Annotated in this window: 20 protein-coding genes; 4 read left to right on the top strand and 16 right to left on the bottom strand. The window is 59.7% G+C overall.

Translation table 11 applies throughout. The annotated features are described in order from the left end of the window. Positions 1 to 77: 77 nt before the first annotated feature. From BBDE_RS01050 to BBDE_RS00990, 13 genes are all read right to left on the bottom strand, one after another. Positions 78 to 1,376, bottom strand: coding sequence for an ATP-binding protein (locus tag BBDE_RS01050; RefSeq protein ID WP_003837753.1), 1,299 nt, complete (start codon positions 1,374 to 1,376; stop codon positions 78 to 80). Between the two features lie 43 nt (positions 1,377 to 1,419). After that, positions 1,420 to 2,136 (bottom strand): LytR/AlgR family response regulator transcription factor, encoded by a 717-nt coding sequence (locus tag BBDE_RS01045; RefSeq protein WP_003837755.1) that lies wholly within the window; start codon positions 2,134 to 2,136, stop codon positions 1,420 to 1,422. Between the two features lie 114 nt (positions 2,137 to 2,250). Next, positions 2,251 to 3,474: a diacylglycerol/lipid kinase family protein gene (locus BBDE_RS01040; RefSeq protein WP_012901817.1), complete on the bottom strand. Its 1,224-nt coding sequence runs from the start codon at positions 3,472 to 3,474 to the stop codon at positions 2,251 to 2,253. A 110-nt stretch (positions 3,475 to 3,584) separates the two neighbouring features. Then, entirely contained in the window at positions 3,585 to 3,989 is a 405-nt protein-coding gene (locus BBDE_RS01035; protein ID WP_228369732.1) for an Rv3654c family TadE-like protein, read from the bottom strand. Positions 3,990 to 4,033: 44 nt separating this feature from the next. Continuing rightward, positions 4,034 to 4,393, bottom strand: coding sequence for a TadE family protein (locus BBDE_RS01030; protein WP_003837765.1), 360 nt, complete (start codon positions 4,391 to 4,393; stop codon positions 4,034 to 4,036). 6 nt (positions 4,394 to 4,399) lie between these two features. Continuing rightward, on the bottom strand, positions 4,400 to 4,687 hold the full coding sequence (locus tag BBDE_RS01025) for a DUF4244 domain-containing protein (RefSeq protein ID WP_003837767.1): 288 nt from the start codon (positions 4,685 to 4,687) through the stop codon (positions 4,400 to 4,402). Positions 4,688 to 4,838: 151 nt separating this feature from the next. Continuing rightward, complete coding sequence (locus BBDE_RS01020; protein ID WP_012901816.1) at positions 4,839 to 5,354, bottom strand: type II secretion system F family protein; 516 nt, start codon at positions 5,352 to 5,354, stop codon at positions 4,839 to 4,841. Positions 5,355 to 5,400: 46 nt separating this feature from the next. Further along, complete coding sequence (locus BBDE_RS01015) at positions 5,401 to 6,213, bottom strand: type II secretion system F family protein (protein WP_003837775.1); 813 nt, start codon at positions 6,211 to 6,213, stop codon at positions 5,401 to 5,403. Continuing rightward, a complete protein-coding gene (locus BBDE_RS01010) occupies positions 6,210 to 7,199 on the bottom strand; it encodes a CpaF family protein (protein ID WP_003837778.1) in 990 nt (329 codons plus the stop codon). The genes BBDE_RS01015 and BBDE_RS01010 overlap by 4 nt, the downstream gene beginning before the upstream one ends. Continuing rightward, positions 7,180 to 8,007, bottom strand: coding sequence for a P-loop NTPase (locus tag BBDE_RS01005; protein WP_003837779.1), 828 nt, complete (start codon positions 8,005 to 8,007; stop codon positions 7,180 to 7,182). Before BBDE_RS01005 ends, BBDE_RS01010 begins: the two co-directional genes overlap by 20 nt. A gap of 408 nt (positions 8,008 to 8,415) precedes the next feature. Beyond that, positions 8,416 to 9,678: an MFS transporter gene (locus tag BBDE_RS01000; protein ID WP_003837781.1), complete on the bottom strand. Its 1,263-nt coding sequence runs from the start codon at positions 9,676 to 9,678 to the stop codon at positions 8,416 to 8,418. Next, the gene (locus BBDE_RS00995; protein WP_012901814.1) at positions 9,675 to 11,837 is read right to left on the bottom strand and encodes a glycoside hydrolase family 3 protein; all 2,163 of its coding nucleotides are present in this window, start codon (positions 11,835 to 11,837) and stop codon (positions 9,675 to 9,677) included. Before BBDE_RS00995 ends, BBDE_RS01000 begins: the two co-directional genes overlap by 4 nt. Positions 11,838 to 12,018: 181 nt before the next feature. Continuing rightward, positions 12,019 to 12,654 carry a TetR/AcrR family transcriptional regulator gene (locus BBDE_RS00990; RefSeq protein WP_228369730.1) on the bottom strand — a complete coding sequence of 212 codons (636 nt, stop codon included), beginning with the start codon at positions 12,652 to 12,654 and terminating at the stop codon, positions 12,019 to 12,021. Between the two features lie 620 nt (positions 12,655 to 13,274). Here BBDE_RS00990 and BBDE_RS00985 point away from each other — a divergent pair. The 4 genes from BBDE_RS00985 to upp all read left to right on the top strand — a co-directional run bounded on the left by BBDE_RS00985 (position 13,275) and on the right by upp (position 18,295). Beyond that, entirely contained in the window at positions 13,275 to 15,509 is a 2,235-nt protein-coding gene (locus tag BBDE_RS00985; RefSeq protein WP_003837786.1) for an RNA degradosome polyphosphate kinase, read from the top strand. A gap of 81 nt (positions 15,510 to 15,590) precedes the next feature. Then, entirely contained in the window at positions 15,591 to 16,688 is a 1,098-nt protein-coding gene (locus tag BBDE_RS00980; protein WP_003837788.1) for an NUDIX hydrolase, read from the top strand. Between the two features lies 1 nt (position 16,689). After that, positions 16,690 to 17,406 (top strand): hypothetical protein, encoded by a 717-nt coding sequence (locus tag BBDE_RS00975; RefSeq protein ID WP_003842843.1) that lies wholly within the window; start codon positions 16,690 to 16,692, stop codon positions 17,404 to 17,406. A 247-nt stretch (positions 17,407 to 17,653) separates the two neighbouring features. Then, complete coding sequence (gene upp, locus BBDE_RS00970; protein WP_003837791.1) at positions 17,654 to 18,295, top strand: uracil phosphoribosyltransferase; 642 nt, start codon at positions 17,654 to 17,656, stop codon at positions 18,293 to 18,295. 44 nt (positions 18,296 to 18,339) lie between these two features. Here the strand turns inward: upp and BBDE_RS00965 are convergent, their stop codons facing one another. From BBDE_RS00965 to BBDE_RS11515, 3 genes are all read right to left on the bottom strand, one after another. Beyond that, positions 18,340 to 19,404 (bottom strand): glycerophosphodiester phosphodiesterase family protein, encoded by a 1,065-nt coding sequence (locus tag BBDE_RS00965; protein ID WP_003844567.1) that lies wholly within the window; start codon positions 19,402 to 19,404, stop codon positions 18,340 to 18,342. Between the two features lie 358 nt (positions 19,405 to 19,762). Continuing rightward, the gene (locus tag BBDE_RS00955; RefSeq protein WP_012901810.1) at positions 19,763 to 21,511 is read right to left on the bottom strand and encodes a SpaA isopeptide-forming pilin-related protein; all 1,749 of its coding nucleotides are present in this window, start codon (positions 21,509 to 21,511) and stop codon (positions 19,763 to 19,765) included. A 154-nt stretch (positions 21,512 to 21,665) separates the two neighbouring features. Beyond that, positions 21,666 to 24,014, bottom strand: coding sequence for a Spy0128 family protein (locus BBDE_RS11515; RefSeq protein WP_228369729.1), 2,349 nt, complete (start codon positions 24,012 to 24,014; stop codon positions 21,666 to 21,668). Positions 24,015 to 24,016: the final 2 nt, after the last annotated feature.

The raw sequence follows: 24,016 nt of genomic DNA, 5'->3' as shown, positions 1-24,016 counted from the left end.
GCATAAGCGTCGCTTCGTGAACGGTCGGCGAAACGCGCCGAACGACACCGCAGTCCGCGCATGGCCTGCAGACGGCGTTACTGAAGTGGCAGGATCACCGTCAATCTGAAGATGCCGTCGCGCGCGGAAATCGACATGTACCCGTGATATTGCCGGGCGATCATACGAATCGACCGCGTGCCGAAACCGTGATATTGCGTATCGCCTTTGGTGGTGACCGGCAATCCGTCGGAAAACGCAAGTTCCCCGGCAAATGGATTCTCGACGCGAATCATCGCCATCCCCTTGCTCTCGCATATCCGCACGGCAATGTATTTCTCCGCATCGTCCGGCAATGCCGATACCGCCTCCATCGCATTGTCGAGCGCGTTGCCGACCAGCGAGTAGATGTCGGAAGGTTTCATAAAGTCGAGCAGACCGCCGTCGATCATGCGGTCAAACGATATGCCGCGCTGTTCGCAAAGCAATGATTTGCTCGCCAACAGCACATCCAGCGTCTCATTGCCGGTACGCACGGAAGAATCGTAGATTTCAACAAGTTGCTGCAGCTCGCCCGCCTGCTCCTGCGAGATGGCGGGGCCAAGTTGCACGATCTGTTTTTTCAGATCATGCGTTTTCACATTGATCAGATCGATGGTCTCCTTCGTGCTTTCCATCTGCTGCTTCTGCTGTCGCAGCAGATGACGTAGCACCTCCCCTTCCGCATGGGCGCGCTGTTTGGAGACGAGTTCGATGGCGAGTTCGAGCATGAACACGCAGGTGACGAAATCGAACAGGCTGAACACGGTGAATGCCGCCGCGCCGGATGCCGGCAAGGCGAGGAAGTTGAACATGTTGGTGAATACGCTGACGCACAGCATCATGCCGACCATCATGGCGAACACCGATCGACCGCCCACCATCGAAATGTCCTTTTTCGCCATCGGTCGGGCGAATACGGCATAGGCAAGGCAGTAGAGCGGGATCTGCACGAACGAATACGCATAGGTGTCGATCCATGCACCATCCGGCCAGCAACGGTGCAGGCCCACCGACAGCAGACGTGCACCGCGGTAGACGAGATGCTGCATGGCGCCGGACATGACGAAGTAGAACAACGCCTGACGGATGTTGACCTTCCAGCATTCGCCGATCCACGCGATCAATAATGCGAACACGATGATGTTCTGCACGGTGACGGTCCACAGGTTCTCCGGCACATAGCCATGCCACAGCATCGATTCGACAAGCATCACGGCGGCACCGGTCAGTGCACGCCACCAGAACATGTCACGGCGTTCCAACCACCAGGTGAACAGCAGCGTGGAGACCATCAGCTCCACGACCATGCCATTGTCGGTGAAGAAAGCCAGTATCACGTCGATCGCCTGCACCATCGTTCATCCATTCCGTTGACCCGCGTCACACTGCAATATGCCGCTACATCACATTGCCATCGCCCATGCTTGCGGCGAGCGCCACCATGAAGGCCTTTCTGTATGTCCTGCCGATGGTCACGTTTTCACCGCCGGAAAGAGTCAGCTCGTTGCCTTTGACGGCGACGACATGACGACCGTTGACCACGAACGCCTTGCTGCAGCGCAGGAATCCACGGTCGCCGAGCTTGTCTTCCACATCCTGCAAGGTGCCGGTACCGGTCAGAATGCCGCGCTCGGTATGGTAGAGCAGATTATGATTCTTGACTTCGATATACTCGATGTCGCGTAGGAGCACACGTTGCGTTCCGGCTCGTTGCATGATCATGACGGACGCCGATTCCTCACCGCGAATGGCCACGGCACGGCGGAGCTTGCGTTCGAAGTCGTTGTAGGAAAACGGCTTGATGACGTAATCCAACGCATCCACCTCATACCCCTTGGCCGCGAACTGCGCCATGTTCGTCACGAACACCAAGGCGACCTGCCCGTCAAGGGCCCGAAGCCTGCGCGCGGCGGCCATGCCATCCATGTTCGGCATCTCGATGTCCATGAACACGACATCCCACACCGGCCGGTACCCCTCAAGCAGACGCGTCGGCTCCGAAAACACCGTCACATCGAACCGCACACCCGGATGATCCCGCGAATAACGCGCAAGACACGCCTCAAGCCTGCGCGCAGCATCGGCCTCATCCTCGACGACCGCCACCGTGAACATCCACACACCTCTTCGTTCGTACCGTCCGGAACCTCTCCCTGTTCACAGGATACCGTGTCTCCATATTCCGGTTCCGCGGGCGGCAGGCGCTATCGGCATACCCATCAAGCCTTCCTAATCGAGAAAATTTCCGGTGAGGGGGTCACGATGGTCACGCGCAATGGCTTCGAGCGTCTGCTCTTCGCCGTCACGAGCCTGCGCCTCGGCGACCGCCGGCGGCACGAGCACACGCAATGCCCGGCTTTGCGCGGTGACCTTGACCGGCAGATGGCCGATGTATTCACCATCGGCCATGAACACCGGCGGCTCGTCACCGTCATCGGCACGACTGATCTCGATTTCGCGAATGCGCTGCCACCCAAATACCTTGCTGGCGAGAAGCCTGCCATTGTAGGCGTGCGAGATGGCCTCCGCGCATTCGACGAAGTTCGGCACATGATCCATCCATATCAGATCAAGCAAGCCGTCCGAGAATCGCGAATACGGCGAAACTTCGATGCCTCCGCCGATATGTCGCGAATTGGCGACCGTAAGCAGCGGAGAGATGATGTCACGCTCGTCCACCGAACCGTCGGCAAGCGTTGCCTTGATGTGGTAGCCATACCGTTTCATGTGGGTCAGTTCCACCAACACGGCCGCAAAATACCGTAGGGTACCGTTCGGCAGATGCGAATGGTTGGCACGATCGTTGATGCTGGCGTCCAGACCGCACGACAGCATGCCCGCATAGTAACGGTTGATATCGAGGCTGTTCGGCTCGCCTAGGTATTCGTCGGTGAAATCCAGTCCCATGTTCGATTGCAGCGGATCAACGGCCAGAAGGCCTCGTACGGTATGTGCGGTGACGGCTGCTTCCTGCACTCTCGGCAGTTCGTCACCGGTGCTGGAATCGACCGCATAGCCACCTGGCAACGATGTGACCAGACCCATGTCCACGTCGATATGCGAACCTCGCATCATGGCGCCGACGATGCCGTCGACGGCGGTTTCCACACGATTGACCGGCAGCTCGAGTCCACGCGCGAAGTCATTGCCGGAACCGGTAGCTACGATGCCCAGTGGCTTGCCGCTGCAACCGACCGCATTCGTACCCAGTGCGATCATGCCGTCGCCGCCGACCACCACCAGATAGTCGTATTCGTCCCGACGACTTTTCGCCTTAACCAAGGAGTCCTCGAAACTCGTGCCCGTCACATCGATGACTTCGAAACCGTGCCTGTCCCCGGCGGATTGCAGCAGGCCGATCACCTGTTCACCGGTTTTTGCTCCACGGCCTTTGTTCGATGTCGGGTTCCCCACCACGGCAACGGTCATATTCGAATGTGACGATTCGTTCATACCGTTACGATAACCGCCTTTGACCGCCACACGCTATCAGCGATATCGATTTGGCGCAATCGGCATGGCCTACTGCATCACCGCCACGGGCATGCGGGCCAAACGCACTCCTACTCGCATGCGACCGGCCCCGCACGGGAGGATTTGATCACCTGAGACGCAAACGGCACGTTCGTACCCACTGCGACTGTGATTCGTGCATCTTCTCCGATGATTTCGCAGGATTGCAGCTCGGCGCCATTACCGCGCGTCGTTCGCGAAGCCACCTCACACGGCACTGCCGACCCTTCATGCAGCGCCGTCGCCGAAGCCACTGCGGCCAGATCGGCAACATGTTGCGCCCGATGCAGGCAAATCAGCAGATTGCCGGCGGCCGCGACGACACCCAGCATCACCGCCGTTGCCGCAATCAGGGCGATTCCGGATACGGTGCCGGAACCTTCATCAGCCTTTGCGAATAGCCGCATGAATCGCCCGCATCTGGTCGTCCACCATTGTTTCACAAACTGTTTCACGATCTCCGTCTCCTTGCGTACGCGGCAATCCCGCCGCGCAAATCCTAGAGATATCGGGTTGCTTTGGCGGTCACGCGCGTTGGCAGGACACCGACCGGATCCGGAATCACCGGGCATTGCACGGTGATCGTGACGCTGTCGGCATTTCGAGAAAACGACACCCGCGCATCATTACCGGCAGCCGCCAAGGCGGCGCTCCGTGCACGGGATTCACCATCACGACCGGCAATCGTCATCGCATGCGCCGCGACGGCGACCGCATCCTGGCAATCCATGGACACCACCACGGCCCGTCCAAGGCATAGCATCAACATCGCCACTGCGGCAACGGAGGGAAGCACCACCGCGAATTCCGCGGTGGCGGATCCCTCATCCGCATGGCGTTTCCACCATGAGGTCAGCATGGGCCGTCACCCCACACTGAGCGCTTTCTTGATGATGTTGGTCAGCATCGTCTTGACGGCATCGGATTTCATGATGCCGACCAGCACCGCGGCGAAACCGGTCGCGGCCACCAACACCACTGCATATTCGGCGGTTGCCGCCCCCTCTTCGGGCTCGGACGTCAGCGTCCGTATACGAGCATCGAGCAGGCAGACCATGCGGTCGGCCTGCTCTCGCAGTGCGAACATTCTGCGACCCACCCGCCCCAATACGTCGGGACGGCCATCGACATTGATTGACATTTCGGCGTTCATCGCGTTCCTTTCGTTTGATTCGGCCCGACCGGATGACCGGGTGGCTTCAGTGTCGCGGAATCCGGGATGCCTATGCCGCAAACGCGAGGGTTGTGGTCGGAGGATGGGCAGTTATCCACACCCTCGGCGTGTCATCCACCACTATCCACAGTCATCCAAGAAAGGAGGCGATCGCCGGAATGACACCGATCGCAATGAACGCCGGCAGAAAACACAATCCCGTCGGCAAGAGCAGTCGAATCGACAGTTTCGCGGCATCCCGCTCGATCTGCGAGCGCTCATCCCAATCCAACTGTTCGATAGCGGCATCCAATCGGTTCAGCGGCGAGGCCCCGCTTGACCATGAAGCGGCGAAGACGTCACGCACCAATGCGATGTCATCGCCTGACGGCCACGCCTGATCCCAGTCGACGCCTTGGTTCAGCGCACCTCCGACGGACGAGAGTCCTTCGCCAAAATCCCCGCCGACAATCCGCCCCACGACAATCAACGCATGCGGTATCGAGGCACCCCGTCGAATGGCGACGGCCAGCATTTCAAGCACCAGCGGCATCGGCAGTTCATGAGCGGCCTCTTCACCCGGCAACACCCGTGTAGGGCTCCAGTACCACAACCAGACGGCCCCGGATGTACAGCATGCGGAGGCAATCGCCCACGATTCCAGCATGGTCGCTCCCTTCCTCCGCTTCGGTTCGCCCACCATTCCCGATCCGTCACGGATGATTCTCCCGTAGCAATACCCGAATCCACAGCAGGCCGATCGCATAGCATCCCAAGGCAAATCCCAAGCACAGCAGCCCCCTGGCATCACCGCATAGGAAGGCCAAAGGGCGGGCGCCCATGCCTTCGCCCAGCAATACCGTAAGCAACGGCAATGCCATCAGCAGTTTGACCGTGGCCTGAGGCATGGCAAAGGCGTTCCTGTGCAGGTCTTCCAGAAGTCGTTGCCTTTTCAGGGAGGCCAAAACTGCAGCCAGGCAACGTGACGTTTCGCAGCCCAACGCCATGCTGAGCTGGCAGGCCGCATAAAGTTCCGCACTCAATCGGCGCATCTGTCCACCTTGTTCTTCGGGCGGGCAACGGCATCGCAACACCATCTCGATGCGCGAGCGAGTGAGTTCAGGAGTGGCAAACGCGTAGCCTCCCAGTTCTTCGAAAGCCTGCACCAACGTGGCGCCGCTACGTACGGAAGCCTGCAGGGCCGCCACACATGCCACGCTTGCCATATGGGGCAATGGCGCGCTCGCCACTGCGTTTCCGGTCGGCTCGCCGACAACGCTGCCCTCCCGCCCATCGGCTTGCGGCCTCTGCCCTGCCGGCGTCTGATCCTTCGGTCCTGCACCGCCATCGACGCACCCGTGCAGGTCCGACAGTCGGGATTGCCCGAATGGCTCATGGCGGCGCAGCCACAGCCACACGGCGAGCGTAGCCATCACTGCGGCACACCATGCCAACCATTTCATCACAGACTCCTTGTGTGTTTCCGAATCTCGCCATCGCCCGGCCTCGTACCGGCACGCTCTCATACGCCCCATCGCCGCATGAAATCCACCCATCGCTCGTTCGTTCGCACCTGCCCGCCATTCCAAAATGCCAAAGGGCTGCCTTGCAGCCTTCCATCCCGCACGGTAAGTTGACCGATCTGCGAGATTCTGCGATATCCTTGCGTTCGTTCCACATGCAGCACCACATCGAAAGCGTTTTCCGCAAGTGCGGCGGTGGCACGCGGATCCAGACCGGCGAGCAGCCCAAGCGCCACCAAACGCGATGGCACGGCTTCCACACTGTTCGCATGCAGGGTGGTCATGCCACCACGATGCCCGGAGTTGAGCGCCCTCAATAGATCCGCGATCTCCGCACCTCGGCATTCGCCCACTACCACACGGTCCGGCCGCATGCGTAGGGTCGCTGCGATCAATTGCGACAGATCTATGGCTCCGACGCCTTCCACATTGGCCTCTCTGGTGACCAACGACACATGATTGGCATGATGGAACATGCCCAGTTCGCGCACCTCTTCAACGGTGATGATGCGTTCCGTCGGCGGGCATTGCATAAGCAACGCCTTGAGCATGGTGGTTTTACCGGCTCCAGTACCGCCTGTGACCAGCATCGTCGCCTTGCGGCGCACCAATCCACGTAACAATGGCAGCCAAGCCACCGGAAACATGCCGTGGTGCGCCAAGGATTCCAACCGGGGTGCGGTGGCGTCGGGCAGGCGGATGCTGATGGCCGCACCTTGCGGGACCAACGGTGCGATCACGGCATGCACGCGCACGCCGTCAACAGTGGAGGCGTCGGCTATCGGACAGGCGTCGTCGAGACGGCGGCCAAGTTGGGAACATAGTCGTACCGCGAAGTTCCGAATGGACTGCGCGGAGTCGAACGGCACACGCAATCTGCGCAATCGCATGCCATCGCCGCCATCCACCCATACGGAACCGTCGCAGGTCACGGCGATATCGGTGACTCCCGGCTCGCGGGCCACTTCGCTAAGAGGGCCGAGTTCCATGATCCGCCCGCTTTCCGCCACGCCTTTCCTGTACGCGATCGGCCAATCGTTCCAAGGCTTTGCGCATAGTCGTGTTCGGCTTGCGCAATCCCAGTCCTTCCAGGAGCGCACTGCACAGTTTGCCATCCGACCGTATGACGATGCCGATTTCGCATTCCAAATACTCGCACGCTTCGGCAACACCAGTGGTTCCACGATTGCGTATGGTGCCGCGAGGTTCGATGCCGACCAGAATCGGCGAGGATCCGCCATTGCCGTCAACCGTTACGAGTGACTTCAGCCAGGTTTTCGCACGGGCCAGGCCGAGCACCGTCATCTCCACCGCAACGATATGCAAGGCTCCCGCACAATCCTTCAGACTGTCAAGACCGACATGGTTCGCCATATCGACGATCACCGTCCTGCGTGTCTGTGCGAGTGCACGAATGCAGGCTTGGATCTCCCACCATTGCGGATTTTCGATCTTCCATGGATCGCAGGAAAGTACCGGCACACCATCCCAGACCGGCAGCTCGCGCAACAGCGCCTTGCCATCGACGTTGCCAAGCGGCGCATTGATGTCACCGAATCGGGAACCATCCTCATTTTCGATGCCGAGCAGCACATCCAATCCGCCACCCTGCAGGTCCGCATCCACCAGCACGCACTTGACGCCACGCTGCGTCAGCGTGCGGGCAAGCATGGCCGCCAACGTGCTGACTCCCACACCGGCGACTGCGGAGCTCAGCACCACCACGCCGTCCATATCGGCATGCTCCGCCACCGGATGCGCCGCATGCAGGCGTGCCACGGTACCGTGCACGGACATAGGCTGGCTCGAATCGGCTTCAGACCACGGCGGAACGGTGTCATCGTTTCCGTCGCCGACCACTCCGGGTGGAGTGTAGAAACGTTGCGGCGATATGGGTTGCCGCGAAGTCGCCGCTTGCGGAGGCAACGGCACCTCGGTGGGAATGGGTGGTACAGCGTTCATACCGCCGATTGAAAATCATTCGACGGTGAATCCGCAAGCGAAACCGACCCCTGTGGTCGAAGGACGCCAGGTTATCCACACCCCCGGCGTGTCATCCACCGCCGTCCACCGACCACCTCCCGCCACTCTGCCCACGCAACGCGTCCGGGCGCGGGCGGCAAGGACCGGTCCGCAGCTTCCAGGACCATGTCTCGCCGCCCGCACCCTGATTGATCGAAGCATCGATCATGGCGTCCGGGGCTTTTATTTCACCGACTTGATGAAGACGATCAACAGCGCGCCGAGCAGCGAACAGACGGCAGCCAACGGGAAGAGCGCATGGTAGCCAAACATATTGATCAGCGTGGCGGCAAGCACCGGACCGAGCACCTGGCCACCGGTATTGGCAAGGTTCAGAATGCCCAGATCCTTGGCGGCGGTGTCCTTGGACGGCAACACCTCCACATTCAGCGCCTGATCCACGGCGTTGTAGGCGCCCATACCGGTACCCGCGACCAATGCATACGCGATCATCATCTTCGGATCGTTGGAGAAGAACGGAATGATGGAGCCTACGGCAACCAGCAAGGAGCATGCAATCACCGGAATCTTACGGCTGCCGATCCTGTCGGAAATCGGCCCTGCGATCACCGTCATGGCGATGGCGGTCACCATCATGCACATGGAAATCACCGAAACGTAGTGTTTGGCCCCATCGGCGCTTTGCATCATGTAATCCGTAAGGATGTACAGCTGGAAACCGGAGATGGCGAACTTGGCCGCGACGATCAGGAACTTGCCGAACAATGCAAGATAGTAGTCACGGCAATGTCTCGTCGGGAAGGAGAAATGCTCCCAGAACATCTGCGCGGTGAATCGTTTCCTCGGCATGGCCAGGCTGGAACCTTCGCGCATGATCAGAGCGGCGAGAGGACCTCCGATCAGCGTAAGCACGGCAAGTACGGTAAAGCCCATGGATTGGTCCGTAAGGAATCGGGCGCCGATCATCTGACCACCGTAGATGCCAACCGAGTAACCAAGCGCATACATGGCGCTGATGGTACCGCGGAACTTCGGTGCCGTACGGTCGGTGATCACGGCGATCAACGGCGCGACGATGGCGTTCAGGAAGCACTGATATACGCACCATCCCACGATGAGCAACGGTACGGTCGGCGCCCAGCTCACGAACATCATGGCCGCCGCGGCAAGAACCGAACCACCGATGATCCAGGGGGAACGACGCCCGAAGCGGGAACGGGTCAAATCGGAAAGCGCACCGAAAATGATATTGGCAATGGCCGCGACGATCATGGCGCTGGTGGACAGCACTGCGACGACACTCGCCTTGCCATCTCCCGCCAGCAGCGCCGTCTTCGCGGGGAGCAGCACCACGTTTACGCCCATGTATGGTCCCATCCATAGGAATACACCCAAGACGAGCGCCACTCCGACGACCCAAGGCACCTTTGCCTGTTGTTCGTCACTCACCGTTCCCGTCCACACGGTCGGTTGTGCTGTATTCATAGTTCGACCTCCATTGTCGAAGCATCGGGATCGCCCCAGAACGAGGACGCCTCGATGCGGATTTTTCCTGTTTCGAGCGCGACTTTGCGCTCCTGTGCATTCCAACGGCCCAACGCCGAGAAATCCAGCGATATTGCGACGTCCACAGTCTGTCGCGCGGGAATGGACGCCGATGCGAAACCGAGCAGTTCACGTTCGCCTGCGCGCTCGCCCTCCTGCAAACTGCCATATACCTGAACGACATGGCGGCCGGCATGACCGCCCTCGTTGGTGACCGGAACGTGCAGGATCGCCGTCTGCCGCTCCCTATCGGAATCCGCAATCGCAGGTTCCCCAATTCCATATGACTGGTATGACAGGCCGTACCCCAGAGGGAACAATGCTTGTGAACCGCGGTGTTGAATCAACCGTTGGCCATACCAGCGCGTGTACCGCACACTGGTCGCCTCACGGTCGAATGGGGGCAGATCGTGTTCCGATCGCGCGATTGCATACGGCAACCGTCCGGACGGGTCGACCTTGCCGGTAATGATGTCGGCAAGCGCATGCCCACCCTCCATGCCGGAATACCAACCCATCATCACTGCGGCAGGCTCGTCCACCCATTCGTCCATCAGCACGGCACCAGCGGCGACCACTACGACGATCGTGCGCGGATTGGCTTCGGCGACGGCGTGGATGAGTTCCACGTCTTCCGGATTCAGATGCAGGCTTGCGCGATCGCCGCCTTCCGCATTGCCACCGAACGTGCTTACGCCTTCCTTCATGTAGGCTTGGCAGGCCTGCTTCGCCGCGCATTGTTCCGCAGTCACCGGTTCCGGCAGCAACGGCAGCATATCCGGGGAGACCACGCTCTTGAGGTATTCGCCCTCATCATTCGCCGTGTAGCCGACGACCACGATCGCGGCATCGGCATGACGTGCGCGACGCGCAGCCTCTGCGGGGTCGCATCCTTCCGCGTAATCCACCGCATCGTCGCCGAATGCCGTGCGCAGCCCCTCCAATGGCGTCACCGTGTACGGAGCCCTTACGTTCGAAGAGCCCTGATCACCGGTGTTCGCCGCATCCGTCAACCTGCCGGCTACCGTAATACGTGAGACGGCGGCAGGATCGAGCGGCAGTGCCCGCGCATCGTTTTTCAGCAGCACCATGGACTGCTCCGCCACTTCACGGGCGAGCGCCGCATGCTCCGCGCCGGCCATGGTTCCGGCAGGTTCCCGCATATCCCGTTGTGCATAGAATCTCAGTTGCGTATCGAGGATGCGCTCGCCAAGCTCGCGAATGTCATCCCAGGTCACATCGCCACGGCCGAGAGCCGCACGCAACTTGGTGTACCGCTGTTGATGGAACGGCTCCTCGGTATTGAGACCCGCCTTCACCGATTTCGTCACATCACGCAACCCCCATACAAAATCGGAGGCGACGATACCGGTAAAGCCCCAGTCCTTTCGCAGTGTCTGCCGAATGAGCCATGCGTTCTGCCCGCAGTATTCGCCATTCACGGAGTTGTATGCGGTCATGACCGCATCCGCACCGGCATCAATCACCGTTTTGAAATGAGGCCCGTACACCTCATGGAATGTGGCCTCATCAACCTTCACGTCGACCTTGAAACGCGCGTTTTCCATGGAATTGCAGGCAAAATGCTTGACGCAGGCCATGGCATGCCGGCGTACGCCGCGCGTCAGCGCCGCACCCAGCGATCCCAGCAGCACCGGTTGGTCGGAATAAGTCTCCTGAATGCGGCCCCAAGCGGGATGCCGCGGAAGATTGATGCATACGCCACCGAAAAGGTTGCCTCCTTGCTCGCGTACCTCTTCTCCGATGGCTTCGCCGACGCGTTCCTCCAGAGCCTCGTTCCATGTCGCGCCGCGTGCCATGGACACCGGGAATGCGGTGCCATGCCCGCTGACGCACCCACGGGGACCATCCACGAACCGTATGCCCGGAATGCCGAGCCGATTCACGGCCCCCATGACGTATGGCGCGATATTGTAGCCATGCCGCACAATATCCAGTCGTCCCTGCCAGTAGTAGATGTCACCGTCCAGCAGATTCATCCGCTCGTCATCGGTGAGCTCACCATAGAGTTGTGCGGCGAGAGTTGCGCTATCTGAGCCCCGTCGGATTGTTTCGACCGCCTGATCGAATGCCGTCATCAGGTTCTCCCTTCCTCATCATCGAGCCAAGGTATGCCATTAATTAACTACATAGTTAATTATGTAAGTACCACTATAGCATGAATTAACTACGTAGTTAATTATCGGCACATGCCGCTCTTACGCAGCGATCGGAAAGATTGGCGAATCACGTCATTCGGCACGACACGCCGAACACGCATCACCACCAGCGAGCATCGGCATAGGCACGCCACAACGTCATCAGATCAACGTCTTCGGGGTTACGGAGCCATCGCAATTGAACACCATCCATCATGGCAAGAGCCAGGTGTGCCTCCTGTTGAGGATGTTCCAGACCATCATGCTCGGCCGCACGCGTCAGCATCGCAATCACACGCCGCTCGCGCTTTTGGTAGTACTCATATGCCGGGTGATGATCGCTGAGCGACTCTCCTTGCAAAATGGTGTACAACCTCACGATTTCCGGCTGCTTGGCATTGCGCGCCATCAGCACATCGCAGATATCCCGAATGCCGAACCGCACATCGCCATTCCAAATCTGTTCAGGTTCCACGCCAAGAGAATGCGAATACTGCGCCATATCTTCGCGATCACGACGTTCCAGCACCGCAATCAGCAGGCCGACCTTGTTCTTGAAATGGTAGATGACCGCGGGTTCGGTCAGATCGCATTGCGCAGCCACCTGACGCACTGAGAATCCCCAAAATCCGTTGCGGGAAATAAGCTGCGAGGCAGCATCGATGATCTGCTCCCGCCGTTGCGCAGGCCCCAACCGAGGATGGGCAAGAGACTCCTCCGGTTCCTTCTCACTCCTGGCAGCCACCATAACCATCATCGCTTTCCACACTCGCGTCCACTGATTCGGCATAGCAATCATATCGAAGGAGCAACAAAAAAGAAGACCCGCCGAAGCGGGCCTTCTCTACAAGAAGCTTCAGAGCAGAATCGCAGCACAACATCCTCGTTGTAACGGTAAGTCTATCCAATGCCCGTTCAACGTAACAACCTATCTCGGTCATACACTTTTTGTGGGCTCTGCTCTGTTAAGTTGTTCTTGTACTTCGTAATTATGCTCAGCATCGGCGGCTATGCAAACCGAAACGGGCCTATGTTGCGTTATTTGCCAAACTGTTCCCTTCCGATCGCCATAATCGGAGATTTGCATTATCTTGTGCGATTCTCACCTGAGGATTGTGCGATTGCGTGCGCTTCATGCCGTACTCCGGCGTGTCGTACGCAACCCACCATACGGCGACGTCGAACCGCCGGAACGCCAACCATCAGGCGAATGACGCCGAAGTCCACCTGACACGTCGCAATCACCCCTTTTCCCAATCGAAAATCGAACATTCACCGGTGTGCCCTTCGCAAATCCATCAAACTAATGTAAACTCCGGCTAAATTCTGCGTCGTTTTGTGGAATGTCACGACGAACACCGCTTAAAGTAGTGTGCTATGGCACAGATTTTTGACGCACCCTCAAAGGCGATTCTGCGCAGCCAGATTGCTGAGCACATCGCCGAGACCGATAAGAACGACAGGCGGGAGCTGCAGGCCGGTGAAGAACCGCTGCCGAACGACCGCTTCTTCGACCGCGAGTTGAGCTGGCTGAAGTTCAACAAGCGAGTCCTCGAGCTTGCTCAGGACGAGGATCTGCCGATCATCGAGCGCGCCAGCTTCGCCGCGATCTTCGCAAACAACCTCGACGAATTCTTCATGGTTCGCGTCGCAGGTCTGAAGCGCCGCATCGACACCGGCATCGCCGTCACGGCGGCCTCCGGCCTGAGCCCCCGACAGCAGTTGCGCGCCATCAGCGAGCAGGCCCACCGCCTGCAGGATGAGCATGCGCACTACATGATCGATCACATCCTGCCCGACCTGGCCAAGGAGAAGATCGTGCTGCTGAGCTGGGACAAGCTCACCGCGGCCGAGCAGGAGCGCCTTTCGCGTTACTACCGCCAGCAGGTCTTTCCCGTGCTGACGCCGCTCGCCGTGGATCCGGCCCACCCGTTCCCATATATCTCCGGCGGTTCCATCAACCTCGCCGTGCTCGTAGAGAACCCCGCCTCCGGCAAGTCCCACTTCGCACGCGTGAAGATCCCTGGCAACCTGAACCGTCTCGTGCCGGTCGACGACCTGACCGATGACGAGACCACCGATGTTCGCTACGGCTTCATCACCATGGAGAACCTGATTATCGCCCATCTGGAATCCCTGTTCCCGGGCATGATCATCAAGGAAGCCCGCTCCTTCCGCGTGACTCGTAACGAAGACATCGACGTGGAAGAGGATGATGCCGAGAACCTGCTCAACGCCATGGAGAAGGAGCTGCTGCGCCGTCGTTTCGGACCGCCGATCCGTCTGGAGATCTCCGACGAGACCAGCCCGTTCCTCTCCCAGCTGCTCGCCGACCAGTTGCGCGTGAGCGCCGACGAGGTGTACCGCCTGCCGGCACCGCTCGACGCGACCGTACTGTTCGAGCTCGGCGGCATCGATCGTCCGGACCTGAAATACCGCTCCTTCGTACCGACTACGAACCGTCAGATCGCCGAGGTGGAGTCATCCCGCGCGCAAGACATCTTTGCAGCGATTCGCGAACGCGATATCCTCCTGCATCACCCGTATGATTCGTTCTCTACCTCCGTTCAGGCGTTCCTAGCGCAGGCGGCCGCCGATCCGAAGGTGCTCGCCATCAAGCAGACGCTGTACCGCACGTCCAGCAATTCGCCGATCATCGACGCCCTGATCGACGCCGCGCATGCCGGCAAGCAGGTGCTGGCATTGGTCGAAATCAAGGCCCGCTTCGACGAGGATGCCAACATCGCGTGGGCCCGCAAGCTCGAACGTGCAGGCGTGCACGTGGTGTACGGCATCGTAGGCCTGAAGACCCACTGCAAGCTGAGCCTCGTGGTACGTCAGGAAGCCGACGGCCTGCGCCGCTACTGCCATGTGGGCACCGGCAATTACAACCCGAAGACCGCACGAATCTACACCGATCTGGGTCTGCTGACCTGCGATCCGGTGGTCGGTCAGGATATGACCCGTCTGTTCAACCAGCTGTCCGGCTACGCTCCGAAGTCGAGTTTCCACCGCCTGCTGGTGGCCCCCCGCACCGTACGTTCCGGCCTGATCCAGCGCATCCGCCGCGAGGAGGATGCCGCACGCGCCGGCAAGGAGGCATGGATCAAGATCAAGGTCAACTCCATCGTCGACGAAAAGACCATCGATGCGCTGTACCGTGCCAGCCAGGCCGGCGTGAAGATCGACATCGTCGAACGTGGCATCTGCGCGCTCAAGCCGGGCGTTCCGGGCCTTTCCGAGAACATCCGCGTGCGTTCCATCCTCGGTCGCTTCCTCGAGCACAGCCGTATCTACGCCTTCGCCAACTCCGACGGCCCGCAGATCGGCGAAGGCCCGGCCGCCGGCCCTGAGGTGTGGATTGGTTCCGCCGATCTGATGCACCGCAATCTCGACCGCCGAGTCGAGGCACTGGTCCGCATCACCGCACCGGAGCAGATCGACGAGCTGATCAAGTACGTCGACCTGCAGATGGCCGATTCTACCGCCTCCTGGCACATGGAGGCCGATGGCACGTACGTCCGTCATTCGAAGGATGCCGAAGGCCGCCCGCTGGTTGACTGCCAGGAATACTTGATCAAGCGCCATACGCGCCGTCCGGCAACGCACTGAGTCGCACCGTTCCGTTGAGGGACCATCAGAAGATGGCCGATTCTGCACATCGCAGAGTCGGCCACTTTCGTCGCGCTTACAATGAAAGGCATGAGCGAGAAGATGAGACGTATCGTGGAAGCTGCGGGGGGTATCGTCTACCGCTGGAAGGTCGGCGGGCAAATCGCCGACAATCCTCAGATCGCAACGCGGAAGACAGCCAAGGAACTGCTCGACGACATTGAAGTCTGCATCGTGCATCGACCGAAATATGATGATTGGAGCTGGCCGAAAGGCAAGCTGGAGCAGGGCGAATCACACCGTCATGCGGCGGTTCGCGAAATCGGCGAGGAGACGGGCGTAAGCATTGCGCTCGGTCCATACTTGGGCGAGGTCGAATACCCGTTGTCCGAGGAAGGCAAGAAGACCCGCCATTCGCACGACCGCACCGTCGACACCAAGCACACGCTGTACTGGATGGCACGTCCCATCACCGGAGAGGACGCCGAGCATCTCATCGACGCATTCGGCCCGGTGCATCGCGCGGACGTGGGCGAAATCAACGATATCGTGTGGGTGTCGGTACGTGAGGCACGCAAAATCCTGACGCATTCCACCGATAAGGACATTCTCGCGGCGTTCGTCGACCGTGTGCAGGAGGGCGCCGCGACCGCGCAGAATCTGCTGATCGTACGCCATGCGAAGGCCGAATCACGCAAATCATGGAAGGGCACCGACGCGAATCGTCCGATCACGCCGAAAGGTGCGGCCGCGGCGTTCGCGCTCAACCGCGAGCTCGCCTGCTACAATCCCACCCGACTGGCCACGTCGCCGTGGATGCGCTGTCAGGAGACGCTACAGGTCCTCAGCTGGCAGACCGACCGGCCGATGGAGCATATCGATGCGTTGACGGAAGACGCATTCGCCGATCATCCGACCATGGCCTGGCTCGCGTTTCTAGACCAGATCAGGCAGACGTTGAACACGCGACAGACCACGGCCATCTGCATGCATCGGCCGGTGATCGGCGGCATGTTCGACCATCTGCGTGGCATGTGCTCGCGCAAGCAGCTCGCCAAACAGCTCATCGCCAAGTCTCCCTATATGCCTACCGGTACGGCCATCGCAATGTTTATAATCGATACACCGCAAGGTCCCAACATCATCGATATTCAAAAGGTCACGCCACTTGTCTACTAACATGCACTACGGCTCCGGTTCCGTGATTCCCAGCCGTACCGCCGGTTTCACGAATACCGGTTCGCCACGCCCCTCACGCCCGGGCCAGCTCGACCAGATGATGGCCGACAATATCGCGGGCGGTGCGGATCCGGCGCAGATCAACGAGATGAGCCACGCTTCGGCGGCGGCTTTGCTTGATCGCGTGCATCACACGCAGGATGCGGCATTGGTGGAACGTGTGCTTACGCTGGTCGACCGCGAAGGCGTTGACGTGATCGCGGAACTGTGGAGCCACGCCGAGCCGGATTCACTGCCGGGCATTCTGTGGCGTCTGTATCTGCTACGTACGTGGATGCGCAAGAACCGGGAGTCGATTGCGCGGTTGTGGCGCGTGGGCGAGCCGGTTGCGACGACCGCTTCCGCGATTGCCGGAGTCGATCAGGCCCCGACGGAAGAGGATATCGCGCACACCGCGGATTCCATTCTGGCCGGCGCTTTTACAGGTGATTTCGCCGTTGCGCTGGAACGTGCCGCCGCCTTTACCGACGTGGTTGCGTTGGGATTGCGCATCGAGGCGAAGAAACTGACTTCGCGCGGAGCGCAATCCGCTGGAGATGCCGAAAAAACCGCCCGGGCAAAGGCCTCACGACTGCTACACACCGCCGGCAACCTGTTTGCCACCGCCAAGGATTTCCGCCATGGTGCGAGCCTTTGGCGGCGCGGACGACTGGAGTAGGATTCCTCGAACTGCCGCCGTCATACCGGAGTGGAGCCCACAAGCCCGAAACCGAAGCGATCCAACGCCTGCGGGGGGAACGCGACACGTGTTCACACCCCGTCCTCCACGCCTGTACAATGGGATTCGCGCCGGGCCATGCATAGCCCCGGGCTCCATTTTTTGCCGCTGCGAGCGGCCTTTGCGCCGACAGGCGCTTTCGTGGTTCGGCGCATTTCTTCGTTATCATGCACTAATCTTGGAAAGCATGGATATTCATGTGTTGAACCACCCGCTGGTGGACCATAAACTCACCGTTCTCCGTGACAAGAACACCGCCTCTTCCACCTTCCGCGAGCTCGTTTCCGAACTCGTGATGCTCGAGGCTTACGAAGCCACTCGCGACGTCGAAGTCGTCGACAAGCCGATCGAGACCCCGGTCTCCCCGATGATCGGCAAGCATATCGCCTCTCCGGCTCCGCTCATCGTGCCCGTGCTGCGCGCTGGCCTGGGCATGCTTGACGGCATGACCAAGATGATTCCATCCGCAGAGGTCGGCTTCCTCGGCATGAAACGCGACGAGGAGAATCCGACCCAGCAGATTACCTACGCGAACCGTCTGCCGGAGGATCTGACCGGCCGTCAGTGCTTCCTGATCGACCCGATGCTCGCCACCGGCGGCACGCTGGTTGCCGCCACGCATTATCTGGCCGAACGCGGTGCCAAAGACATCACCGCCGTGTGCATTTTGGGCGCTCCGGAGGGCCTGAAGTTCGTTGAGGAGCATCTCGACCCGTCCATCAAATTCAAGCTGGTGCTGTGCGCCGTCGATGAGAAGCTCAACGACAAGTGCTACATCGTGCCGGGTCTGGGCGATGCCGGCGATCGCCTCTATGGCGTAATCGACTGATTGCCGGCCCAATCCAGCCCTGATCGGCTGGATTGGGCCTTGCATCAACGCTCGTCGGGAACGAACGCCTCAAAGATGTGGTGGTCGAACCAATCGTCGCACTGCGCGAGCTCGTCACGGCTGCGCACGGTCCATGAGACCGGCACCGCGCCCATGAAACGGGCCAGACGCACCTGCGGGCTATTGCCGCCCTTCCAATCGTAGGCTACGAAGTCAGGGCGGGAAATCCAATCGAAGACCAGCGCTCCGGCCGCATACTCCTTGGCCAATGCCACCGGATCAGTCGGCGCGTCCTTGCCTTCCGGCCACCAAGATAGCTGTCCGCGGCATACTTCCGGACGGTTTTCCTTATACCAATTCACGGCGGCCGGATTGAACGATTCAACCACATATGCGCCGGAATAGGCCTGCAGCAACGCGTCGCCCTTTTCCATGAGTTCCACGTCGCGCGGATCCCACTTGGAATTGTCTTCGAACTTGTACTCCACAATCAACGGCACACGGCCGGCGACCACCTTGAGCACGTCGGCGAACAACGGCACATGCTGGTAGTAGCCTTCCGGCGCATGGTCCGGCGTGGTGACCAGCGGAGGCTTCTCGAGAGAGCCCGGCAACGGTGCGGCCTTGGAAGCACCCGGAGCGTCGGTCGGGAACAGCGGGATGCGGGTCAGCTCGTCATAGGTGAGATCCTTGATGCGGCGCGGATCCCCCGCAACACGCATCAGGTCATCATCATGCACCACTACGACTTCGCCGTCGGCGGTCATCTGCAGGTCGAGCTCAATGCCGTAACCGGCTTCGCAAGCGGCAGCGAAAGCGGCTAGGGAGTTTTCCGGCGCGATGGCGCCAAGCACGCTCGGATTGCCATAGCCGGCCTTCATGGCCATGCGGCGGGCGAGTGCCACGTACTCGCCGCTTTCGGCGGCGTATTGCGCGGTCAGACCGGAACCGGCGTCATGCAGACCGCGATGGGCGTACCATACGTCCGGAATGGCCGGCACGTAGTTGCGACGCTTGTCGGAAAAGGTGCGCGGCGCAATGGCCCACACCGCCGCTCCTGCGGCCACTGCGCCGCCGATCAACGCCTTCTTGAAGAACGAACTGGACATGGGCATGCTCCTTCACGATTGGCCCGACAACATTCCCCTGCACGAATTCGCTTGGTCTCGCGCACGGGGCATTCTCTATGAGAGTATCCCAGATTCACGCACTCTGCCCGGTTTTTACCTGAAATTCAGCAAATCGAGAGATGTCGGGGGTGCTAGGGCCAGACAGTATGCCGCCTTCCGGCAAATGCGGAAGACAGTCGGCAATATCTCTCGGACCCTTACATGAGATGTGAGGTTACGTAGAGCCCGTTGATACGCGACGAGGGCGATACGCTTGCCGAATGGCTTTGCGTATCGCCCTCGGGCGATCAGCACTCACGAATCGGAGCAGCCTTCACAGGTCGGAGTCGGGAAACCTTCAGGCCTGCAACTCGCGCTTGACGGCGCGAATACGCACGGTCGCGATTGCCGCGACGGCGATAAGCAACGCCGCGATCACGGAGAACAGGATGATGCCCGCGCCACCGGTGAGCGGCAGCTGCGTGAGGGACTTCACGTTCCTGACCGTTGCCGTCTTGGCAGTGGCATCACCGGCGACCAGATCAAGATTGCCCAGATCGGAGAACGTGACGGTTCCGTCAGCATTGACCGTAACGGTGAAGGTCGGAAGGAACTGGCTGGAATAACCTGCCGGTGCCTTGGTTTCCTTCACGGTGTAGGTACCCTGGGCGAGACCGTTGAGCTTGAGTTGGCCCTTGTTGTTGCTATCGGAAGAAGTGGCCAGGGCGGAGGTCACGCCAGAAGTCGCCGACTGGTCAGCGTTGAGAGTGTAGCTTCCCTTGTTACCCCCGGTGATTTCAGTGAATTTCAGAGCGGTGGCAGTCTCAGCCGTAGCGTTGGCGTCATAACGCCGTGCGGTGTCATCATCAGCCGGGATGATGGAGAACTCGGCACCTGCGAGGGCCGTCGTCCAACCACCGTTATCGTCTTTGCCGACCTTCTTGATGGAGAACTGTCCGACGTTCTTCTCGACCTTGCCTGGCTCAGATGTGCCGGAGGGATCGGTAACGGTGGTGGTGTTCGTCACCGTGTTTTCGGCAGATCCGTTGACAACGGCATCATAGGTGAGTTCGATGTCATAATAGTTATTGGTCGCGGTCTTACCGTTGAGCACGGTATCCAGTGCGGTCTTGCTCAAGATCACGGTGAATGCCGCGCTACCGTTACCGACAAGGTCGCCATTCGTGAAACCGGTAATGGTGATGCCGCTGACGGCGGAGACCTTGGTGCCATTGACCTTGATGTTCGCAGAGGAAACGGTCAGGCCCGTACCTGGCGTATCGGTGAAGGTGAAGGTATACGCATCGTACGAGGCGTAGTCGGTAGGAACCTTGGCGGTTACGTTGTAGGACAGCGTCTGGCCGACTCGCACAGTGCATTTCGTATTCGTATTGTTGTTTGCAGCGCAGTCGGTCAGGGAAGTCACGGTCTCTACCGGAGCGGACGGAACGGTCGCCTTGGCGTTGAACTCGCCCATGGCGGTGATGGCATTCTGCTTAGCATCCGCCTTCAGGCCATTCACGAACTCACCATAAGTCACGCCATTGCCATCAATGATCTGCGTGGCGACAATGGCTTCCGGACCGCCCTGCACGTCGTTGTTGTTGCTCTTGACGGTGTCCTTCACCAAATACCAGCTACTTGCGGTCAGCCCGCTGATAGTACCGGAAGCGGCACCCTCCGTAGTGCCGGAGAGCGGTGTTCCTGCCGCACTGGTACCGGTCGGAATCGTCAGCGCATCGGCGAACTCACGCAGAGTGGCGGCATCAAACATCGCCACATAGGCTGCTGGATTCTGCGTATACTCGGCAGGAATGCTTGCACCGGTAGCGGCCTCTGCCGCTGCGGTGACGACGTTCACCCAAGCAGACTCGGTCGTGATTTCGACATGGGCGATTTTGGAACCATTAGCGCCTTCGCCAGCCGTCACGCTCGTAAAATTCGCGAATTTGTACGCCGTATAGGTGTGGCCGACCTGCGGATTGTTCACGGTGATGGTCGTGCCGGCTGCAACACCATCGGCCTGGGCGCTGCTCGCGCTCAGAACCATGCCACCGATCAGGGTCGCTGCTGCGGCCACCGCGGCGAATAGTTTTCTCATCTTCATGAGTCCTTCTTCTCTCGTTCGGTTGTTCGCGTCCCGCCGATCCATTTCGTTAGGACGCCACAAATTTCAATCGATTCGGTATTTCAGTTATGAAGTCTTCATTCCGGGATTCCGCAGCAAACACCTGCCGGAGCCGCTACGGGATGCCTTACGTCTATTCCAATAGCTGCTCCTTTCGCCGTTGCTTGTTCCACCACTCATGAATGCCCAGTCCGGCGAACACCGCCAGCAGTCCGACCACAAATCCTCCGACCAGGAAGTTTCTGGTCGTCAGGCCACCCGTCAACGGCAGACGCTCCGCGCTCTTGCACACATTCACGAATGCGGCACCGTCATTGGCGTCGGTAGCCGTCGGCGCATCATATCCAGGCGTGGTAACGATTACGGAATACACGCCCTTCATCTGGTTTTCCTCAACACGGAATCGCAGATAACGCACGTTGGCGGCGTAAGTGAGCGTGGTATCGTCACCGGCGACTTCCGTCACCTTGTACACGTAGGCACCCGGCTTGGAGAAGCTGAATGAGCCGAACCCAATCTTGGCGAAATTACCGGCCTTGGTCGGGACCACTTGGTCCTTGCCTATAGTCACTGAAGAGTTTCTTGAAGGCGAGGGAAGCGTGCTCAGCGTAGTGCCGTCACTCGTGCAGACGATGGAGCTCGCATCGCTGAACGAACCGGCGTTGGTGCTGTAGTTACACTTCTCCACCGTGAACGTGAACCGGTCTTTTTCGGAATCAGCCCAGTCGCGGCCGGAGAGCTGCTTGTACAGCGGTGCGGATGCGGAAGTATCGTCGATTTCCGTCGATTTCAGCGTTTCATACGTATTGACGAATGTGATGTCATCAGCCGTCGACGTCGAGCCGTCGCCTTTCACCACGCTCTTGGACGTACTCACGTTCAGTGTGCCGTCGCCGTTGTCACTCACCGTGACACTCACCAGGTACGTCCACTGCCTGAACCAGATACCGTCGATTTTCACATCCGTGGCCGTTTCGCCTGTCAGCTTCGTAGAATCCGAGTCCAACTTTGTATTCACCGCTCCGGTATTCGGATTGGTGTGTTGTGCTAGTTCTTTGACCACGAAACGGTAGGTCTTGCCGACATCGGATTCGTTGAACACCAGATTGGAAAGCTTGGTCATGCCACTCACGGCATTGCCGTATTTCGTTGCGCTTTGTGCCTCACGGCCAGCGGCGTACCCGTTGGAGAATTTTCGGTCGCTCGCAAACGTTCCAGCCGAAATGCGTTGTGCCGACGCTTCATCGTCACCACTGATGGTGAAGGTGAATTCGCCCGCATACAGGTTGCGTGTAGTGCCGGCGTTCCTGTTGTGCAGTTCCTTGGTTACGGTGAGACCGGCAAACGTTGCGATGGCGTGATACGCGTTGGTGAACGCGGCCGCATCCGTAACCTTGCGGTCGGCTTCGGTCGTGGCGGTGGCGTTGCTGTAGCTGACCTTCGCCACGTTCAGTCTGCCGGTATGCTTGCCGTTGGCATCGGTATCGGAGATGACGTAGGTGACCGTCGATATATGGGTGTCGTAGGTAATGCCACCGGCATTGCCGGATTGTTCCGCCACGTTGAAGGTGTAGGTTCCGGCTTTTCCGAACGTGAGTTGCGTGAACTCAAATGATTGCGCTTCACCGGATTCCGCCGTCACATTCGTTGAGGTCGCACTGGCGAGAATGCTTTCGACGGTACAGTCGTCTGCGCAGGCGGCGCCGCTGACGGTACCATTCGTCACGGCTTCCTGGGTGGCTTCGTCCGCCGCGGTCAGTGCAAAGGAGAAGGAGTCGCCGGCTGTGCGTGCGCGCCCGGTCAGCGTCTTGCTGCCCTGCGGAGTGGCGGAGACCGCCGAAGCCGCATACGTATTGGTGAACCGGACCGGATTCGAGCCGTCCGCAGGAATCTCCACCTTGGTCAGGGTGCCGGCTTCGTTCTTGTAGTACGAAATATCGGCGTTCACCATATCGTCGGTGACGGTGATGGCCACGAACACGTAATATTCAGTCGAATCGTAGGTCATGGCGGTCGCGTCGGCCACGGTTCCGCTGTTCTCCGTGATCTTGTACACGTAGGTGTTGTTGCCGGTACCGCCATCGAATGAGATCCGCGGGAAGCTGGCCGTGTGGAAATCATCGAAGTCGGCATCCATGCTGCCCGTGGAACTACCGGTAGGCATCGGCACCGAATCCGCATTATTCGGCAGCTCCGCCACCGTCGTCTTGGCTTCGCTGGCGGTCGCATAGCTGCCGATTGCCGTCAGCTTCGTGCTGAACATGCCGGCCTGATACGGGTAACCGTTTTCCGTGTAGTTCTTGGTGGCGGAGAAGGTGACGGCTCGTGGGCCCTTGCTGTAGTTGTTGGTAAATACGGCCTGGTTCTCAGTAGCCGTTGCATCGGTCCCGGTCACGGCGGCGCCGGAATCGTCATATGTTCGGACCGTCTTGACGCCGGCCACCACAAGGTTGCCATCCTCAACCGCAACCGTGACCGTCACCA

The organism is Bifidobacterium dentium JCM 1195 = DSM 20436 (genome assembly GCF_001042595.1).
GTDB classification, from domain to species: domain Bacteria; phylum Actinomycetota; class Actinomycetes; order Actinomycetales; family Bifidobacteriaceae; genus Bifidobacterium; species Bifidobacterium dentium.
Note: the sequence above shows the minus strand (reverse complement) of the source record. Positions and strands in the feature narration are given on the sequence as shown.